At 61.7% G+C, this 18,389-nt stretch carries 18 protein-coding genes; 16 read left to right on the top strand and 2 right to left on the bottom strand.

Annotated features, from left to right (window positions below; all coding sequences use genetic code 11):
- Nucleotides 1-489: 489 nt before the first annotated feature.
- The 6 genes from ACWHTU_RS04685 to ACWHTU_RS04660 all read left to right on the top strand — a co-directional run bounded on the left by ACWHTU_RS04685 (nt 490) and on the right by ACWHTU_RS04660 (nt 6,712).
- Complete coding sequence (locus tag ACWHTU_RS04685) at nt 490-2,283, top strand: PAS domain S-box protein (RefSeq protein WP_447862059.1); 1,794 nt, start codon at nt 490-492, stop codon at nt 2,281-2,283.
- Nucleotides 2,280-2,918: a response regulator gene (locus tag ACWHTU_RS04680; RefSeq protein WP_447862058.1), complete on the top strand. Its 639-nt coding sequence runs from the start codon at nt 2,280-2,282 to the stop codon at nt 2,916-2,918. The genes ACWHTU_RS04685 and ACWHTU_RS04680 overlap by 4 nt, the downstream gene beginning before the upstream one ends.
- Before the next feature lie 252 nt (nt 2,919-3,170).
- Nucleotides 3,171-3,584: a response regulator gene (locus ACWHTU_RS04675; protein ID WP_447862057.1), complete on the top strand. Its 414-nt coding sequence runs from the start codon at nt 3,171-3,173 to the stop codon at nt 3,582-3,584.
- A 27-nt stretch (nt 3,585-3,611) separates the two neighbouring features.
- Nucleotides 3,612-3,998: a response regulator gene (locus tag ACWHTU_RS04670; RefSeq protein ID WP_447862055.1), complete on the top strand. Its 387-nt coding sequence runs from the start codon at nt 3,612-3,614 to the stop codon at nt 3,996-3,998.
- An 80-nt stretch (nt 3,999-4,078) separates the two neighbouring features.
- The gene (locus tag ACWHTU_RS04665) at nt 4,079-4,465 is read left to right on the top strand and encodes a PilZ domain-containing protein (RefSeq protein WP_447862053.1); all 387 of its coding nucleotides are present in this window, start codon (nt 4,079-4,081) and stop codon (nt 4,463-4,465) included.
- A 96-nt stretch (nt 4,466-4,561) separates the two neighbouring features.
- Nucleotides 4,562-6,712, top strand: coding sequence for an ATP-binding protein (locus ACWHTU_RS04660; RefSeq protein WP_447862051.1), 2,151 nt, complete (start codon nt 4,562-4,564; stop codon nt 6,710-6,712).
- Between the two features lie 58 nt (nt 6,713-6,770).
- Here ACWHTU_RS04660 and ACWHTU_RS04655 read toward each other — a convergent pair whose 3' ends face one another.
- Nucleotides 6,771-9,185 carry an endonuclease MutS2 gene (locus ACWHTU_RS04655; RefSeq protein ID WP_447862050.1) on the bottom strand — a complete coding sequence of 805 codons (2,415 nt, stop codon included), beginning with the start codon at nt 9,183-9,185 and terminating at the stop codon, nt 6,771-6,773.
- A 260-nt stretch (nt 9,186-9,445) separates the two neighbouring features.
- On the opposite strand from ACWHTU_RS04655, the gene gap reads away from it, so the two are divergent.
- The 4 genes from gap (at nt 9,446) to secG (ending at nt 12,949) form a co-directional block, all read left to right on the top strand.
- Nucleotides 9,446-10,450, top strand: coding sequence for a type I glyceraldehyde-3-phosphate dehydrogenase (gene gap, locus ACWHTU_RS04650; RefSeq protein ID WP_447862048.1), 1,005 nt, complete (start codon nt 9,446-9,448; stop codon nt 10,448-10,450).
- 127 nt (nt 10,451-10,577) lie between these two features.
- A complete protein-coding gene (locus ACWHTU_RS04645; RefSeq protein WP_447863310.1) occupies nt 10,578-11,771 on the top strand; it encodes a phosphoglycerate kinase in 1,194 nt (397 codons plus the stop codon).
- A gap of 43 nt (nt 11,772-11,814) precedes the next feature.
- A complete protein-coding gene (tpiA, locus tag ACWHTU_RS04640) occupies nt 11,815-12,594 on the top strand; it encodes a triose-phosphate isomerase (protein ID WP_447862046.1) in 780 nt (259 codons plus the stop codon).
- 7 nt (nt 12,595-12,601) lie between these two features.
- Complete coding sequence (gene secG, locus ACWHTU_RS04635; RefSeq protein WP_447862044.1) at nt 12,602-12,949, top strand: preprotein translocase subunit SecG; 348 nt, start codon at nt 12,602-12,604, stop codon at nt 12,947-12,949.
- Nucleotides 12,950-13,099: 150 nt separating this feature from the next.
- On the opposite strand, the gene ACWHTU_RS04630 is transcribed toward secG, so the two are convergent.
- Nucleotides 13,100-14,014 carry a branched-chain amino acid transaminase gene (locus ACWHTU_RS04630; protein ID WP_447862043.1) on the bottom strand — a complete coding sequence of 305 codons (915 nt, stop codon included), beginning with the start codon at nt 14,012-14,014 and terminating at the stop codon, nt 13,100-13,102.
- A 220-nt stretch (nt 14,015-14,234) separates the two neighbouring features.
- Here ACWHTU_RS04630 and rplU point away from each other — a divergent pair, with 220 nt between their 5' ends.
- The 6 genes from rplU (at nt 14,235) to rsfS (ending at nt 18,388) form a co-directional block, all read left to right on the top strand.
- Nucleotides 14,235-14,549 carry a 50S ribosomal protein L21 gene (gene rplU, locus ACWHTU_RS04625; protein WP_447862041.1) on the top strand — a complete coding sequence of 105 codons (315 nt, stop codon included), beginning with the start codon at nt 14,235-14,237 and terminating at the stop codon, nt 14,547-14,549.
- Between the two features lie 106 nt (nt 14,550-14,655).
- Nucleotides 14,656-14,919: a 50S ribosomal protein L27 gene (gene rpmA, locus ACWHTU_RS04620; RefSeq protein WP_447862039.1), complete on the top strand. Its 264-nt coding sequence runs from the start codon at nt 14,656-14,658 to the stop codon at nt 14,917-14,919.
- A 126-nt stretch (nt 14,920-15,045) separates the two neighbouring features.
- Nucleotides 15,046-16,071 carry a GTPase ObgE gene (gene obgE / locus ACWHTU_RS04615; RefSeq protein WP_447863309.1) on the top strand — a complete coding sequence of 342 codons (1,026 nt, stop codon included), beginning with the start codon at nt 15,046-15,048 and terminating at the stop codon, nt 16,069-16,071.
- On the top strand, nt 16,053-17,174 hold the full coding sequence (gene proB, locus ACWHTU_RS04610; RefSeq protein ID WP_447862037.1) for a glutamate 5-kinase: 1,122 nt from the start codon (nt 16,053-16,055) through the stop codon (nt 17,172-17,174). The genes obgE and proB overlap by 19 nt, the downstream gene beginning before the upstream one ends.
- 115 nt (nt 17,175-17,289) lie before the next feature.
- A complete protein-coding gene (gene nadD, locus ACWHTU_RS04605) occupies nt 17,290-17,976 on the top strand; it encodes a nicotinate-nucleotide adenylyltransferase (protein ID WP_447862035.1) in 687 nt (228 codons plus the stop codon).
- Entirely contained in the window at nt 17,945-18,388 is a 444-nt protein-coding gene (rsfS, locus tag ACWHTU_RS04600) for a ribosome silencing factor (protein WP_447863308.1), read from the top strand. The genes nadD and rsfS overlap by 32 nt, the downstream gene beginning before the upstream one ends.
- The last annotated feature ends 1 nt before the right edge of the window (nt 18,389 follow it).

Genomic DNA, 18,389 nt, shown 5'->3' with positions numbered 1-18,389 from the left:
CCGTCCACGGTGTTAACTGGAGAAGGCAAGCCAAGTGCCTGGCGCGAGTCCGTGAAACTCGTTGATCTGTCGAGAACTCTGCGAATTCCTACCTTTTTGTCTTGGTTGATTCCCACCAGATGCGCGTCAAATCCACCACCATGAACTTTTAAAAGGCGCCGCACCGTTGGCACCGTTTTTGACCTGAGACCTCAATACAGCACACGGTTATCCAGGGTCTGCGCTCGCAGCAGCCATTCTTTCCGCTTCTTTCAGACAGAGTCGGCGACCATCCCGTTCGGCGGACGCTAGGGCCGAACGGCCCTAGGCAGATGCGCAGTTCAGCAGTATCGTATTCATATCTCTATGTTTTCTCTACGAACTCTGTTGAGTTCCTCCCGCACCTTGGCCGACGTCGTTTCGAGTTGGACGGGCACTCGGAATTGTCCCGCCGAGCCCGCGGCCCGGTCGGGTCGATACGCATCGCCATTCATCCATCCCGACTCACTTGTGCGTCGCCTCGCACAGAGCGACCACGTCGCCCAAGCGACGATCGGGGCCTCGTTCGTGGGAATTTTTCTGTTGGATCTCTTCAGTCCACCAGATGTTGCGGTCTGGTCTCTCTACCTCTTCCCGTTGTGGCTTGCCCGTCGGTCTTCGAATCGATGGTTCCCCATCGCAGTCGCCGTCGTCGGCACCGGGCTGATCGTGGCGGGCTACGTCCTCTCTCCGCCTGGAGCAGCCATTCGGTTTGCGCTCGTCAACCGCGCGTTGGGCGTGCTGACTCTATGGACACTGGCACTGTTGGCTCGTCGGCGAGTCGACATGGACCCGCGGGTCCGTGAGCACGATACCTTCTTCGCGTCATTCATGCGCCATCTGCCGGCTTTCGCATGGGTCAAGACTCCGGACGGACGCTACATGTACGCGAACAAGTATTTTTGCGAGGTCTTTGGGCTCAAGCCCGACAAAGTGTTCGGACGGACCGACGTGGAGCTGTTTCCGCCGGATACCGCGAGGCAGTTCGTGGAGAACGACCGGTACGTCCTGACCGCCGACCAAGAACTCCAGACCGTCGAAACGTTTCGGATCGACGGCCGACCGCGTTACAGCTTGGTTCGTAAGTTCCCGATTCGGGAGGGTAACGCGACGCGCCTGATCGGCGGCGTTGCCATCGACATGACCGACGCGAAGCTGGCGGATGAGGCTCTGCAGGAGAGCCGAGAACGATTCGGCAGCGCGTTTCGCGACGCCGCCATCGGCATGGCGCTTGTCGGCACCGACGGCCGATGGCTCCAGGTGAACCGAGCCCTATGCCAACTCGTCGGCTATTCGGAAGAGGAACTGCTGGCGACCACGTTCCAAGCCATCACCCACCCGGACGACCTCGACACTGACCTGGGCTACGTGAACCAGATGCTGCACGGCGAGATCCCTACCTATCAAATGGAGAAACGGTATATTCACAAGCTCGGCCACGTCGTCTGGATTCTGCTCAGCGTGTCGCTCGTGCGCGACCAGGATGGAAGACCGCTCTATTTCATTTCTCAGATCCAAGACATCACCGAGCGCAAGCGGGCATTGGAACAACTCCAGGCGGCGCATGATCGGCTGCGTGACGTCACCCGCAAGCTCGTAGCCGCCGAGGAAGAAGAGCGGCGGCGGTTGTCGCGCGAGTTGCACGACGAGTTCGGCCAGGCGTTGACGTGTCTGAAATTCGACCTGGTCGCGGTGATCAAGGGGCTGTCCCAGAGCAAAGCCGCCGTTGGATCCGCACGGTTGATCGACAAGGTTCGCGCCATGGCGAACTTGGTCGACGGTATCATTGAATCGACCCGGCGGATCGCCACCGGCCTCCGACCGAGCATTCTGGATGAACTCGGCCTGGCGGCCGCCGTTGCGTGGCAGGCGCACCATTTTCAGACCCATACCGGCCTCGTCTGTGAGACCGCCGTCGATCCGCGGCTCGCGGCAACTTCCGTCGAGCCGACCCTCTCCACCACGATCTTTCGCATCCTTCAAGAGTTGCTGACCAACGTGCAGCGGCACGCCCAGGCGACCCGCGTGCGCATCACGCTGTACGAACGAGACCGCACAGTGATCTTGTCCGTGCAGGATAACGGCAAAGGCATCGAGCCGGTCCGTATCGGCGGATCGTCCACGCTTGGCATCCGAGGCATTCAAGAGCGGGCGACGCTGCTCGGCGGCGAGTTCTCGCTGCGCGGAGAACCAGGGCGGGGCACGTGGGCGGAGGTGAAGCTCCCACGCCAAGAAATCACGAAGTCGGAGGGCTGTGGACGTTGAGCATCAAGCGTATCCTGGTCGTGGACGACCACGCGATTCTCCGCCAAGGATTGAAACAGGTGCTGGCCGAGGAGTTCAGCGACGCGGTCATCGAAGAGACGGGCACCGGACAGGGAGCCTTGGAAAAACTCCGAAGCCAACGTTGGGACCTCATGATCGCGGACATCAACCTGCCTGACAGGAGCGGACTGGACGTCATCAAAGAGGCGAAAGCCGCGCAACCTCTCCTGCCGGTGATCGTGTTGAGCATCTATCCGGAAGACCAATACGCCGTCCGTGCGCTCAAAGCAGGAGCGGCGGCGTATTTGAACAAGGAAGCGGCCCCAGATGAACTGGTCAATGCCGTCAAGACCGTGACCCAGGGCAGGAGATACATGAGTCCCAGGTTGGCCCGCGAAATGGCCAAAAACGCCGCCGAGGAACCCGCTGCGCCGCCGCACGCGACCCTCTCAGATCGGGAGTTTCAGGTCTTAAGCTTGATCGCCAAGGGCAAAACCCTCAAAGAAGTCGCTGAAACGCTGGGACTCAGTAGCAAGACCGTCAGCACCTATCGCGCCCGCTTGATGGCCAAGCTCAGCCTGCCGACGACGGCCTCGTTGATTCGGTATGCCGTCGAGCAGCGGCTGGTCGAATAGTCCCTTCACCACCCATGCTCCCCTTAAGGTCGCTGTGTAGGATGAACCTGACACCAAAAGAGAGTTTTCCATGGACGTTGGAAATTCCTCGGCTATACTTGAGCTTATGGTTGACTCTGCTTCAGAAGCGCCGCAAGGGCATTGAGACCCTGTGGCGGTTTTGCCTCCGTTCATTGATTGTGCGGGTCACCACCCGGCTGTTCGAATGACCGCACTTCCAATCGAATGACCGCACTTCCAAGGAGCCGCCCTATGGCCAGGATTCTCGTAGTTGACGACGAACAGAGCATCAGAGATCTACTTGATACCATTTTGCGCCGGCGCGGGCACGAGGTGCTGTTGGCCGACCACGGTCAGAAGGCCCTGGATCTGTTCCAGCGAGAACGGCCGCATGTCGTGATCCTGGACCTTCACATGCCGGGGATGAGCGGAATCGCCGCGCTGAAACAGTTCCGGTCGATCGACGCGCATACACCGGTGATCATTCTGACCGGAGTGGGGACCGAAGCCATGGAGCAACAGGCCCGGACGCTGGGCGTGACGGACTTCCTGCAAAAGGGGTTCTCGCTCCACGCCCTCGGAAGCGCGCTAGATCGGGCGCTTCGGCAAGCGAACCCTGCGCCGTCACCGTCTCCTTCCGCGGCGCCTTCGAGAGCCGAGCGCTAACGAGTCCGGTCGCATCCGGCCAGCCATATGGCTCACGTGCTGATCATTGATGACGAGCTTCCCGTGCGAACGGTGCTCCGCGCCCTCTTGGAGCGCGAAGGACACACCGTGCTGGACGCACCCGACGGCCGGGCGGGCCTCGCCTTGCTCCGGACCGCGTCGGTAGACCTCGTGCTGACCGATATTTTCATGCCTGAAAAAGACGGCATCGAAGTCATCATGGAAATCAAGCGCCGCTGGCCTCAGTCGAAAATCATCGCGATCACGGGCGGGGGGCAAACCGGCCAAACGGAATTGATCCCGGCCGCGCTTTTATTGGGCGCGACGCGCATGTTGCAGAAGCCGATCGCCAAGCAAGCGCTCATCGCCGCGGTCGCCGAGGCGCTCGCAGACCGCGGCGCGGACGGAGCGTAGGCGGACACTCTCAGCCGACTGCATTCCAGCGACATCCGGCGCAGGCACGGAATCGGTGAAATAAGGCAGGACAGCCCGCAATGATCAATCGACGCCAACACGCCCGCTACAGGGTCGCCCTTCCGAGCACGTTTCATGGCGAGCGGATCGAGGGTGAGGGGACCGTCGTCGACATTTCGACCGGCGGATGCCGGATCAGGAGCGAGGCTTCCGTGTTCACCGGGGACTACATCGGGATCGCCATCCAACTTTCCGGTGAGACCGCTACCCTGACCGTGGACTTGGCCGCCGTGCGTTGGTCGATCGGCAAAGAGTTCGGCGTCGAATTCATCCGCATGGAAGCGGAACAGCAGGAGCGCCTGCGGGCCGTTGTGACCCAGTTGGAGCGGATTTCCGCTCATCGACAGGGTCACGACCCGGAAAGCCGCGATCCCGTCGCCGCCGAGGAGCGTCGGACACAGCGCTAGCGTAAGGAGAGCGCCGGGATACGGCGCACTCCCGACCCAACTTCGGAGACCCACGAACACATCAATCGCTTCCATCTGCGTCCGGAGGATTCACAAATGGTACGCCGATCGCCCCGCGGCGCTGCGCTCGAGACCGAGACCCGACCCGTTTCCCCGATCGGTTCCACCCGCCACCAACTCATCCTCCTTCACGCGCTGGTCACCATCGTCCTCTGCTACCAGCTCTTGTTCAGCAAAGATCCGCTGCTTCCCTCCGTGGCGCTGGAACTGATCGCGCTCACGCTCATCGGCACGATCGTGGGATTGGGCCTCTTGCCGGCCGGCCTGTGGGTCTCGCGGTGGCTCGTCTGGGCCTTGGTCTTGTTCGACACCGGCATCACCACGGTAACCATCTATCTCTCCGGACACGGGAGCGCCAACTTCTACGTGGCATACTTCCTGATCATGCTCATCGCCGCGTTCGCCCCGACCTTGCCGCAAGTGATTGGCCTGTCGGTGATCCTCTGCCTCTCGTACGCCGTCGTACTGTACTTCGAAATCGGCGAACTCGGAGCCCTGAGCGAGAGTCACTGGCTCCAACTTCCCATTCTGCTGATTCTGGCCATTTTCTACGGAAGCACCAATGAAAGCGCGCGGAAGCTCAACCGCGACAGGGTGCTCCTGGTCGAGCAGATCAGCGAACGTAAACGCGCCGAGCACGCGCTTCGCGAGAGCGAGAAGCGCTATCGCCGCCTCGTGGAAGTCTCCCCCTACGCCATCTTCATCATCCGACGGCATCGCATCGTCTTCATGAACCAAGCGTGCTACCGGCTGTTGAAGGCGACCAGTCCAGACCAGATCATCGGGCGCTCGCCGTTCGACTTCTTCGACCCCGACGACGATCCCGCCGCCATCGACAGGTTCAGACGGGCGCTTGGGGAAGGCCAAACTCTCCCGCTGATCGAACGACGGGTGCTCTGTCTCGATGGGACGGTCATCACCGCCGAACTGGCCATTTGTCCGTTGACCGATTGCACTTCTGCGGGAATGCAGGTGATCCTGCATGACATCACCGAGCGCAAACGGTTGGAGGAGCAGGTCCGGCAGTCCCAAAAGATGGAGGCCGTGGGGCAGCTCGCGGGCGGCATCGCGCACGATTTCAACAACATGCTCACCATCATCGCCGGGCACGGCGATCTGTTGGCCGAAGACGCCGCGCTGACGGAGGCCCAACGACGCAGCATCGAACAAATCAGGCAGGCCTGTATGCGAGCGTCCGCGCTCACGGCTCAACTGTTGACCTTTGGTCGGCGGCAATTGCTGCGCTCGAAGGTCCTGAACCTCAATGAGGTCGTAGCTGACATGGAAGCGATGCTTCGACCGTTGGTCGGTGAACACATCGACCTGGTCACCATCTTGTCGCCGTCGGCGGGCTATGTCAGAGCCGATCTAAACCAGATCGAACAGGCGCTCATCAACCTGGCCATGAACGCCCGCGACGCGATGCCCGACGGAGGGACCTTGACGATCGAAACCGGTGATTGCGATCTGGACGAGGACGGGATCGCTCGGCAGCGTCTCGATATCCGACCCGGCCCCTATATGTCGCTTCGGGTGACCGACACGGGTGTCGGTATGGACGAACATATCCTTTCCCGGATCTTCGAGCCCTTCTTCACCACGAAACCGAAAGGCAAGGGCACCGGATTGGGCCTGTCCACCGTCTACGGCATCATGAAGCAGAGCGGTGGCGGCATTACGGTACGGAGCAGACCCGGCCAGGGCACGACCTTCGTCTTGTATCTGCCCCGAGTGGAGGCGCCCATCTCAGCGGCTTTCCCGGAACGGGAATCATCTGGTGCCTTCGAAGGGACGGAGACCGTGCTTGTCGCCGAGGACGAACCGGGGGTCAGAAGCCTAGTGCGCGACACCTTGCGATTGAAAGGCTATACGGTGCTGGAAGCCGGCAACGGGGCGGAAGCCTTGGCTCTGGCCGACCGATGGTCGGGACCGATTCAGCTGCTGCTCACCGACGTGGTCATGCCGCAGATGAACGGGCGTGAACTGAGCGAACGCCTCGTGGAACGGAGGCCCGGCCTCAAGGTGTTGTTTATGTCTGGCTATGCGGACGACGCGGTCTTCCGGCACGGGGTGATCGCCGAGGACCTGCAGTCCATTCAGAAACCCTTCACTCCTTCGGCCTTGGCGGGCAAGGTGCGAACCGTACTCGATGCCCGCGGCGTAACACCGGTCTCCGCGATTCGCTAGCCCGCGTCAGTCTCAATTCCCACAAGGTGTGTCACTTCCAAGGAACCGGTTTTCGACCTTATTTCAGCTCGACGATCGTGACCCCATCCCCGCCTTCGGCTCGTTCTCCGGACCGGAAGCTCGCGACATAGGGAGACACTTGCAAGTATTCGCGCAGCGCGGCCTTCAGACGCCCCGTTCCATGACCGTGAATGATTTTGAGGGACGGCTCCCCCTGCAACGCCGCCCGATCCAAGCTGGCGATCAGCAGATCGAGTGCTTCATCCGCCGCCTTCCCACGGACATCCAATGCCGTTGGTGCAACGCGAGGCGGATAGGCGGTCGATCCGGATAAAGCCGTGGTTCGAGGCTGTTGACTGTGGACCGGTTCCTCAGCCGGCAATCGGCTGATCCCGGCTAGAGCGGAAACCGGCACCGAGACTTCACCTTCGCCAACTTTGACGCGGACTCGTTTCCTGCCGGACGGGGATTCGAGCAACGTCCCGGTGGCCCCGAGGCGGAGGATCTCCACCGGATCTCCGGCGTGAAGTCGCTCGACCGGCACCGGTTCCGAAGGAGCCGCCAGGGCGGCCTCCGCCCGTTGTTCCAGCTCGGTCAGGCGCTGCTTGGCTTCCTTCGCCTTCTGCACCGTGCGTTCACGCTTCACGTCATCGAGAATCGCCTGAATCGCCGCGCGCGCCCGCAAGAGTTCATCGGTCAGCTTGCGCTTCACACTTTTCCGCTCGTCCTGTTCGGTCTCACACAGCCGGGCAAGGATCTCCGCCGCCTCCCGCGACGCCCGCTCGGCTTCGACACGGGCCAGTGAGGCCCGATCCGCTTCCGCCGCCAGCCGCCGCTGGTGTTCCTGGAGGCCGCTCAGCAGGTCTTCTAAAGCCCGCTCGTCGCCTTTGAGGAATCGGCGGGCGTCTTCGAGGACCGACTCCTCCATCCCCAGGCGGCCGGCGATATCGAAGGCGGAAGACCCGCCCGGCATGCCCATCAGCAGACGATAGGTCGGGGACAAGGTGCCGATATCGAATTCCACGCTGGCGTTGGCGAAGTCCGGTCTGCTCTGTGCCAACGCCTTAAGCGCGTTGTAATGGGTCGTCGCCACGACCTTCATCTTCAGTTGGGCCAGCCGCACCAGGAGCGCTTCGGCCAAAGCCGCTCCTTCCACCGGATCGGTGGAGGTAACCGGTTCGTCCAGGAGAACCAGCGCCCGCGGCGCCTGGTTCGTCTCGGCCGCCGCAGTCGTCGCGTGGTTCAGCAGACGTATCATCTGCGTCATGTGGGCGGAAAAACTCGAGAGGTCCTTGGCGAGATCCTGCGCGTCTCCGATATCAGCGTAGACCTCCGGAAAGAAAGCCATCTCGGACTCCGGCGCGCAGGGCAACGGCAGCCCGGCGCGGACCATCAACGCGAATAGCCCGAGCATCTTGAGGGTCACAGTCTTGCCGCCGGTATTGGGACCCGAGATCACGAGCACCCTTACTTGCTCGTCCACCAGGAGGTCGTTGGCAACCACCCGCTCTTTCGCCAGCGCCAGCAGCGGATGCCGCGCTTGTTTGAGCTGAATTCGACCGCACTCGTTCAAGGCGACCGGTCGAGCTCCGAGTTGACAGCTCAACGCGGCCTTGGCGGCGATACAGTCCAGTTCCGCCAGTGTCTCCATCGCCCTGAGTATGGCGCCGGCCCGCTCCGCAACCATCGCGGACAGCTCGCGGAGAATCCGACGCACCTCCCGGTCGACTTCCAGATCGGCCACCTTAATGGCGTTGTTCAATTCGACGAGTTCGCGCGGTTCCAGGAACACTGTCGCGCCGCTAGCCGAAACATCGTGAACGATGCCGGGAATCTTTCCGCTCATTTCAACTTTCACCGGCACGACGTAGCGACCTTCGCGTTGGGCGAAGTAAGTTTCTTGCAGCACCTCGGCGTAGCGCTTGGAGTGCAGAATCTGTTCCAGGCGCTGGCGCATGTACTGCTTCAAGTCGTGGGCGTGATGAGTCAAGCGCCGGAGTTCGGGAGAGGCCGACTCGCGGATCGACCCATCCGGCTCAATAGCCAGGTCGATCTCGCGCTTGACGTGACCGATTTGCGGCACGCTTTCCAGCGGCTCGGCCAGTTTGCACAACACCGGAGCCCGATCCCGGTGACGGCTAAGATAGCGAACGACCTCGTCCACGAGTCCAAGCACGATCGAGCAGTCCCGCAACTCATACGCCTCCATGGGCGCGCCCTTGCTCGCCCGGGCGAGCGGCTCCCGGACATCGGGAAACGCCAAAGCAGGAAAGGGATCAGCGGTCTCCAGAAGCGAGAGCAATTCCCCAGTCTCCCGCAACCTGGTCCGCGCGGCCTCGAGCCCAGACTCTAACGGCAGTTCCCGACAGCAGCGGGCGCCCATGCTGGAACGGGCGTACCGGGCCAACGCCTCGAGTAGCCGGTCCCATTCAAGGACGCGTGTGGTCTGTTCAAACAACAATGGCTCGCTCATGGGCCGTTGGCGCACCCGCCCGCCGTTCCGCGTGCCGCTCGACGGGCTGTCGGTTACGCGGACTCTACCGAAGAATCCGGCTCGGAACAAGGCACTCCTGGGCCGTCCCCGGCGGTGCATCTCGCGACAATCACCGATCATTTGTCACGTTTGGTTTCCCCCCACAACCAACTTGACAAGGTTTGGGAGGCTGGGTACCATCGGCCCTGCTTGCCGGTTGATCGCCAACCGGCATCTTTTTTTCTGCGGGGTGTACAGCCATGGCCATTCGCGTCGGCATCAACGGGTTCGGACGGATCGGGCGGACCGTGTTGCGCGCCTCTTTAAGCGATCCCGATCTGCAGTTTGTCGCCGTCAACGATTTGACGGACGCCAAGACTCTCGCCTACCTGCTGAAGTATGATTCCGTACACGGCACGCTCAACGCCAAGATCGAGACCAAAGGCGACCAGATTCTCGTCGACGGCAAGGCGATCACGGTGTTGGCTGTCAAGGATCCCAAGGCTCTCCCCTGGAAAGACCTGGGCGTCGAGTTCGTGATCGAATCGACCGGCCGGTTTACGGATCGGGAAGGGGCCGGACGCCATTTATCGGCGGGAGCCAAGGTGGTTGTCATCTCCGCGCCGGCCAAAGACCCCGACGTGACCATCGTGCTTGGTGTGAATGAGCACGTCTACGATCCCAAGGCTCATTGCATCATCTCCAATGCGTCCTGCACGACAAACTGCCTAGCGCCCGTGGCCAAGGTCTTGCTCGAGAATTTCGGCATCCAGCACGGCGTGATGACGACCGTTCACTCTTACACGAACGACCAGCAGTTGCTCGACCTGCCTCACAAAGATCTGCGTCGGGCGCGCGCGGCCGCCATGTCAATGATTCCCACCAGCACCGGTGCGGCCAAAGCGCTGCATTTGGTTCTGCCACAGCTCAAAGGAAAGATGGACGGGATGGCGATCCGCGTCCCCACGCCGAACGTGTCGCTGGTCGATCTGACCGTCGAAACCGAGCGAGACTGCGATGTCGCGTCCGTCAACGCAGCTTTCAGACGCGCAGCCGAAGGTCCGCTCAAAGGCATTTTGCAGTATTGCGAGGAGCCGATCGTGTCGATCGACCAGAAAGGAGACCCCCACTCCGCGACCCTGGACGCGCCGCTGACCACGGTGATCGAACGGCGTCTCGTCAAAGTCACGGCCTGGTACGACAACGAGTGGGGGTATTCGTGCCGCGTCCGCGATCTCATCAAGTTCATCGCGGCCAGGACTTGACCGTCCTGGACTGTCCCGATAGAAAGCCGCGCTCCAGCCCGTCCCGCTTTCCTTCTGGTCCGCCGCCTATCCGGACTGCAGGCGGCGCCGGCGGCGTGAAGCGCGAAGAAGGAGCGGTGCCGTGAACCTGCACAAACGGACCATCGAAGACCTGCAGTTGTCCAACAAGCGTGTCATTATCCGTGCCGACTTCAACGTCCCTCTTGACGACTCCCTTCAGGTGGCCGACGACACCAGGATCCGATCCACGCTGCCGACCATCAATCGCGCGATTGACGAAGGCGCCAAGGTCATCCTGTGCTCGCACCTCGGTCGGCCCAAGGGAAGATTCGATCCCAAGCTCAGCCTGGCCCCGGTGGCCAAGCGGCTCCAACGGTGGTTGGGTAAGGATGTCCTGTTCGCGCCCGATTGCGTCGGCCCTTCCGTCGAGAAGTTGGTCGCGCGCATGAAGCCCGGCGACGTGTTGCTCCTGGAAAACCTGCGTTTTCATCCCGGGGAGGAGAAAAACGACGATGAGTTCTCCAAGGCGCTGGCCTCGTTGGGCGACGTGTACATCAACGACGCTTTCGGCGCCGCCCACCGAGCCCACGCCTCCATCGTCGGGATTCCCAAGTTCATCAAGGAATCGGCGGCCGGATATCTTTTGAAAAAAGAAATCGAATACCTCGAGGGCGCGGTCGAGAACCCCATCCGCCCGTTCGTGGCGATTCTGGGCGGCGCGAAGGTTTCCGGCAAGATCGGAGTCATCGAGAATCTCGGCAAGAAAGTCGACAAGGTCATCATCGGGGGCGGCATGGCCTTCACCTTCATTAAGGCAATGGGGCTGGAAATCGGCAACTCGCTCGTCGAAAACGACATGCTCGATTTTGCCAAAGGCGTCCAGGAACACGCCTTCTCGCGCGGGGTGAAGTTTTATTTGCCGGTGGACTGCGTTGTGGCGGCCAGCCGGGAACCCGGCGCGGAGACCAAGATCGTGCCCGTGCAGGAAATTCCGAAAGACTGGTACGCCCTGGACATCGGTCCCGCGTCGGTCAAACTGTTCACCGAAGCGATACAGAACGCGAAGACGATCTTATGGAACGGTCCGATGGGCGTCTTCGAAATGGACGCGTTCGCCCGCGGGACAATGGCTATCGCTCACGCCGTCGCCAATGCCTATGCCTTGACCATCGTGGGCGGTGGCGATACGGCCCTGGCCGTGCACCGGGCGGGCGAGTCGGAAAACATGTCGTTCATTTCGACCGGCGGCGGCGCGGCCTTGGAACTCCTGGAAGGCAAGGCACTTCCCGGTCTCGTCGCCTTACCTGACCGAAATTCCTGAAGTGCCGTGCTCCCTCGCATAACAATCCGTCGAGGTCACCGCCGTGCGCCGGCTGCTCATCGTGGGCAATTGGAAGATGCATAAGACGGCCTCGGAGGCGATCGACTATGTCTGCCGCCTCTCGCCGCTGGTCCCCAAGACAGTGGAGATTGAGGCGGTCCTCGCGCCGCCGTTCACGGCGCTCCAGGCGGTGCGTGACGCGCTGGCCGGCGATTCCCGCTTTGCCTTGGCCGCGCAGAACCTATTCTGTGAAGATCAGGGCGCATTCACCGGCGAGGTTTCCGGCCCGATGTTGAAAGACCTGGGCTGCCGCTACGTGATCGTCGGACATTCCGAACGGCGGCAGATCTTCGGCGAGCAGGACGACCTCATCAACAAGAAGGTACGCGCCGCCGTGAAGCACGGCCTCCGGCCGATTTTCTGCGTGGGAGAATCGGCCGCCGATCGCGACGCCGATCGTACCGACGCCGTGGTGATTGGACAACTCCTGAAAGGACTGGCGGATCTGCGCAAAGACGAAGCGACGGCGGTGACGATCGCGTACGAACCGGTGTGGGCCATTGGCACGGGACGAGCCGCTTTACCGGAGCAGGCGGCGGTCGTGCACCGGACCATCCGGAGGAAGCTCGCGGATCAGTGGGGATCTGATGCGGCGACTGCGATCCGCATCCTGTATGGCGGGAGTGTGACACCGCAGAACGTGGAATCGTTGCTGGCTGACGACCACATCGACGGCGCGTTGGTCGGAGGGGCTTGTCTCGATCCGAACGCCTTTGCTACAATCCTCGCCGCTGCGCAAGCCCGCGCCGCGCGTTCCCGATGAGGCAGCGATGTACACCTTGATCGTGATCGTTCATGTGCTGGTCTGTTTCCTCATGATCGGCGCCATCTTGCTCCAGTCCGGCAAAGGCGCGGAGATCGGCGCCGCCTTCGGCGGCTCCAGCCAGACCGTTTTCGGAAGCCGCGGGCCGGCCAATTTCCTGAGCAAGTTCACGGTGGTGGCCGCCACCGTATTCATGATCACTTCGCTGAGCCTCGCCATCCTGGCCAAGGAACGTACCTTCTCGTCCACCGTCATCGACTTGAACAAGAAAGCGACGCCCGCCTCTCCGACAGACGGTCCCAAAGACTCCCCGCCAAGCCGGCCGGCAGAAGAAAGCAAGCCAGCGACTCCATAAGTTTTTGGCTGTCCGTCACCAGCTTTCAGTAAAAACTCCGGTCCGCACCACGTAATCAAGCGATCCGCTTCGAACCAAAGCCTCACCCTGTGAGATGGCTCTCCTCTGGAGAGAAGCTGGCCGCTGGAGACCGATGGCTGACGGCTGTTTTTACACCCTCGTCAGCCACGCCTGGTGGGAAGGATCTTCACCTGTGACCACGTCAAAGAAGGCCTTCTGAAGCGCCATTGTGATCGGCCCGGGTTTGCCCGCCCCGATCCGCCGGTTGTCGATTTCCCGCACAGGGGTGAGTTCCGCTGCTGTCCCTGTCACGAACACTTCGTCGGCGACGTACATTTCGTCGCGGGTGAACCGTTCTTCCGCTACCGGAATCCCGCGCTCCCGCGCAAGCTGAATGACGGAATTTCGCGTAATGCCTTCAAGAATGGATGTCAACGGCGTCGTCTTGAGCACGCCTCGCCTGACAATAAAAACATTCTCGCCCGTCCCTTCCGCGACATAGCCCTCGGGATCCAGCATAATGGCTTCGTCATATCCGTCCGCCTTTACCTCGCGCTTGGCAAGGATCGAGTTCACGTAGTAGCCGGAGATTTTCCCGCGGGTCATGGAGACATTCACATGGTGCCGCGTGAAGGACGACACGCGCGCGCGGATGCCGCTGGCCAACGCCTCCTCTCCCAGATAGGCACCCCACCGCCACGCCGCGATCGCGACGCGAATCGGGTTCTCCCCCGGATAGAGTCCCATCGCGCCGTACCCGATGTAGACCAGCGGACGGATATAGCAGGCCTCCAGCTTGTTCACCCGCACGGTCTCGACGATCGCCTCGGTCACCTGTTTTTTGTCATACGGTATCCGAATCATGGCGATATGCGCTGACTCGAAAAGCCGGTCCACATGTTCCGGCAGGCGAAAGATGGCCGAGCCGTTCTTCCCCTGATAGCAACGAATACCCTCGAAGGCCGCCAAACCGTAGTGGAGAGAATGGGTCAGGACATGGACGTTCGCATCCGCCCAATTCACAAACGTGCCGTCCATCCAGATTTTCTCGCTGGGTTGCATCATGGAGCCCCCAATATGGGTTCGGTTCCGAGACAAGCACAACGGTATAGCAGCGCCCTCAACCTTGTCAACGAACCGGCAAGTCCTGAGCGAGTGTCTCGTGAATTGAGCTCTGTTCTAAATCCAAATCCTAAGAGCCCTGGATCCCGTCGTCCTTTACCTTGACAGTTTTTCCGGCCCTGTGTTACATATTTTCCCTCCCGAAGTGGAGGCGAATGGTATCATGTACGCGATTGTGGAGACCGGCGGCAAACAGTATTGGGTCGAGCCGGGGACCCTGCTGCAGGTAGAAGCGCTGCCCGGCGAAGTTGGCGGGACGATCGAACTGGATCGAGTCCGGCTGGTCCACGGCGATAACGGCTTCCTGGTCGGCCAGCCGGTCGTTGAGGGCGCGCGGGTCCTGGCGGAAATCATCAAGCATGGGCGAACCCGTTCAATCACGGTCTTCAAGAAAAAACGTCGGAAGAACTATCGGCGGACGAAAGGTCACCGGCAGGACTACACGCAGATTCGGGTCACTGACATCCAGACCGCGTGAAGCGGCGAGAGCGTCCGGAAAGCGTGCTCATGAAGCGCCGTCCGTCAGCGAGATGCGATCGACGGTCGGGGCGAGAAACAAACGACGAGCGACGAGGAACTGAACAATGGCAACGAACAAAGGCGGCGGCTCCTCCCGAAACGGGCGCGACAGCAATCCCCAATATCTTGGCGTCAAGGCGTTCGGCGGTGAAACGGTGAAAGCGGGGAGCATTCTCGTCCGGCAGCGTGGGACAAAATTCTTTCCCGGCTTCAACGTCGGCCTAGGGCGGGATCATACGCTGTTCGCCAAGATCACCGGGGTGGTGAAATTCGAAGGCGGCCGGGACAGGCAAAAAGTGAGCGTGTATCCGACCTCCTTGACCGACTAGGGCGGCGCCTTCCCCCTCCTCCTTCTGATCCTTTATCCTGTATCAACGCACGGTCGCGGTCAGGTTTGACCAAGCAGATACCCTTTGCGCGATCCACAGGATCGAGCGCGGGTCCTGGTGATCTTCATGTTTGTCGATGAAGTCCGCATTTTCGTGAAGGCCGGGCGTGGCGGAGACGGCGCCTGCAGTTTTCGCCGCGAAAAGTACGTTCCGCACGGGGGACCGGACGGCGGGGACGGCGGGAACGGCGGGAACGTGATCCTGGTCGCGTCGCACCGCCTCAGCACCCTCCTCGACCTCCGGTACCAGCAGCGGTATGAGGCCCGGGCCGGTAGACCCGGAGAGGGGTCCAACCGCCACGGCCGCACCGCCGACGACGTCGTCATTCCGGTCCCGGTCGGCACAATGGTGTTCGACGACGAGACCGGCGAGATGTTGGCCGACTTGGCGGCGGACGGCGATTCTTTCGTGGCCGCCCACGGGGGGCGCGGCGGCCGCGGCAATTCCCATTTCGCGACGCCCACGAACCGCGTGCCGACGCACTTCGAGCACGGCACGCCCGGCGAGGAACGCTGGCTGCGCCTGGAACTCAAGTTGCTGGCCGATGTCGGCTTGGTCGGCTTGCCCAACGCCGGCAAATCCACCTTGATCGCTGCCATCTCCGCCGCGCGTCCCAAGATTGCGGACTATCCGTTCACGACATTGACCCCCAATCTGGGGGTGGTCCGCCTGGGCGAAGACCGCAGTTTCGTCGTCGCGGATATTCCCGGCCTGATCGAAGGCGCTCACCAAGGCAAAGGGCTGGGCTTCCAGTTCCTGCGACACATTGAGCGGACGTCGTTTCTGTTGCACCTGGTGGACGTGTCGGAGTCCGCGCCGGACGACCCCGTTGCTGCCTTCGAAGTCATGCGGAAAGAGCTGGCGGCCTATGACGCGTCGCTCAAAGCCAAACCCTTCGCGGTGGTCGGCACGAAAGTGGACATTCGCGAGTCCGGCTCGCGCCTGGAGCGCCTGCGGACCTATTGCCGACGGCACCGTCTCACATTCTTCCCGATCTCGGCCGTGACCCGTGAAGGGCTCGACGATCTCATGCGCTTCGTCGGCCAGATAGTGGACGCGTTGAGAAAAGAACCGTGCGCGACGAACTCCTAAAACACGCCAAACGGATCGTCGTCAAGATCGGCAGCAGTCTGGTCGCCTCGCGCGACTGCGGCCTGCGTCCGGAACAGATCGACCGGTTGGCCGACGAGATCGCCTTGCTCAGGACGGGTGGGCGGGAGATCCTGATCGTCTCGTCCGGTGCGATCGTGTCCGGCATCAAGAAACTCGGCCTCAAGACTTATCCAAAGAATCTGCCGGTCAAACAGGCCGCCGCCGCCGTCGGCCAGAGTCGGTTGATGTGGGCCTACGAGAAAGCCTTCGAGCGCGTCGGATTCAAGGTCGCCCAGATCCTGCTCACGCATCAGGACCTCGCCGACCGGCGGCGCTTTCTCAACGCCCGCCACACGTTGACCACGCTGCTCGCATTCGGCGTGGTGCCCATCATCAATGAGAACGACACGGTGGCGGTGGACGAGATCCGCTTCGGCGACAACGACACCCTGGCTGGCGAGGTCGCGCATTTGGTGGACGCCGATCTATTGGTGATCCTCTCCGATGTCGACGGGTTCTACACCGAGGACCCGCGACGCAACCCCACAGCGACGTTGATTCCCCTCATCCCGGACGTCACGGAGGACATCGAGCACCGCGCCGGACTCTCCTCCACCTTCGAAGGCACGGGCGGCATGGCGACAAAGGTGCGCGCCGCCAAGAAGGTGGCCGAGTACGGCGTGGCCACGTTGATCCTCAACGGGGGAAAGCCCGGGCTCTTGCCGGCCGTGTTCGCCGGTCAGCCGGGGGGCAGCCTGTTTTTGGCTCGCAGCCGCCGCTTGACCAGCCGCAAGCAGTGGATCGCCTTCACCCTGCGCGCCCGTGGATCGCTCAAACTGGACGACGGCGCGGTGGAAGCGCTGACGAAACGGGGCAAGAGTCTGCTGGCCTCGGGCATCATGGACGTGAGCGGCCGGTTCGAAGCAGGCGACCCGGTCGCCTGCACGAATCGCGACGGCAAAGAATTCGCGAAGGGACTGGTGAATTTCTCTTCCGAGACCCTGGCCCGCATCAAAGGCCTGAAGACGCCGGAGATCCAACAACTCCTCGGTCAGCAGGAGTATGAAGAGGTCATTCACCGGGACAACCTGGTGATCCTCTAGGAGCAATGAGGAATTCTGAATGCTGAGTGATGAATTGCCGGACTAGCGGTATCCTGCCCTGATCCTATGTCCTTTTTAAATTCACAATTCAGAATTCACAATTCAGAATTTTAAGATGCGTCTCGGCTTATTCGGCGGCACGTTCAATCCGATCCACGTCTGCCACCTCACGATCGCCGCACAGACGCGGGACCGGATGGGGCTCGACCGAGTTCTCTTCATCCCCACCGGCGATCCGCCGCATAAGCCGCCGGGCGTGCTCGCGCGGGCGGAGCATCGCTACGAAATGGTCCGGCTCGCCATCGCCGGCGAACCGACCTTCGCCCTGACCGACATCGAGATCCGCCGCCAGACGAAGTCCTATTCGATTGACACGGTGCGGGAGCTGCAGCGCACCCACGGCGCATCGACCTCCCTCTTCTTTATCATCGGCCTCGACGCCTTTTTGGACTTCGACAGTTGGCGGGAGGCACCGACCCTGCTGCGCCTCTGTCATTTCGTCGTTGTTTCGCGGCCCGGCGCGCTGTTCCGTTCGATCGAGAAGGTCTCCTTGCTGCCGCCGATCGAACCGGCACGGCTGACCGAGCTTGACGCCGATCAGCGAGCGCGCGTCGACGTTCAGATCCCCGACGGCCCGGGCCTTTCGCTGCTCCGCCTTCCGCCCTGCACGGTCTCCGCCTCGGACATCCGCCTCCGCATTCGGCAACGCCTGGGCTTGGCTAATCTGTTGCCCGCCCCCGTTGAATCCTATATAATCCAGCACAAGCTCTATTGGGAGGACACCGATCATACCGGAGTCTAAGGCCAAGGCTCTCGCGATTGCCCGGGCATCCCTCGACAAAAAGGCCTCCGATGTCCTGATCCTTCACGTCGCGAAACTGACCTCCGTCGCCGATTATCTGGTGCTGTGTTCCGGGGAATCGGAACGTCAAGTCAAGGCCATCGCAGACAACGTGGACGCGGTCCTCTCGGCGCAGCGATCCGCGCCGCTCAGCATTGAAGGTACCTCCGCGTCCACCTGGATTCTGATGGACTTCGGCGACGTGGTCGCGCATGTGTTCCGCAAGGACGTGCGCGAACACTATGCGTTGGAAAAACTGTGGGCTGATGCCAAACGAGTCCGGTTGCCCTCGGAAGGTTCGTCCAGCCCGGCCCCGGTCCGCCAGACTCCACGGGCCCGTCCGGTTCGGGTCCGGTCGCGAAAACAGGCCTGAG

This window comes from Nitrospira calida, assembly GCF_976986435.1.
This window is presented reverse-complemented; position numbering and strand designations above follow the sequence as displayed.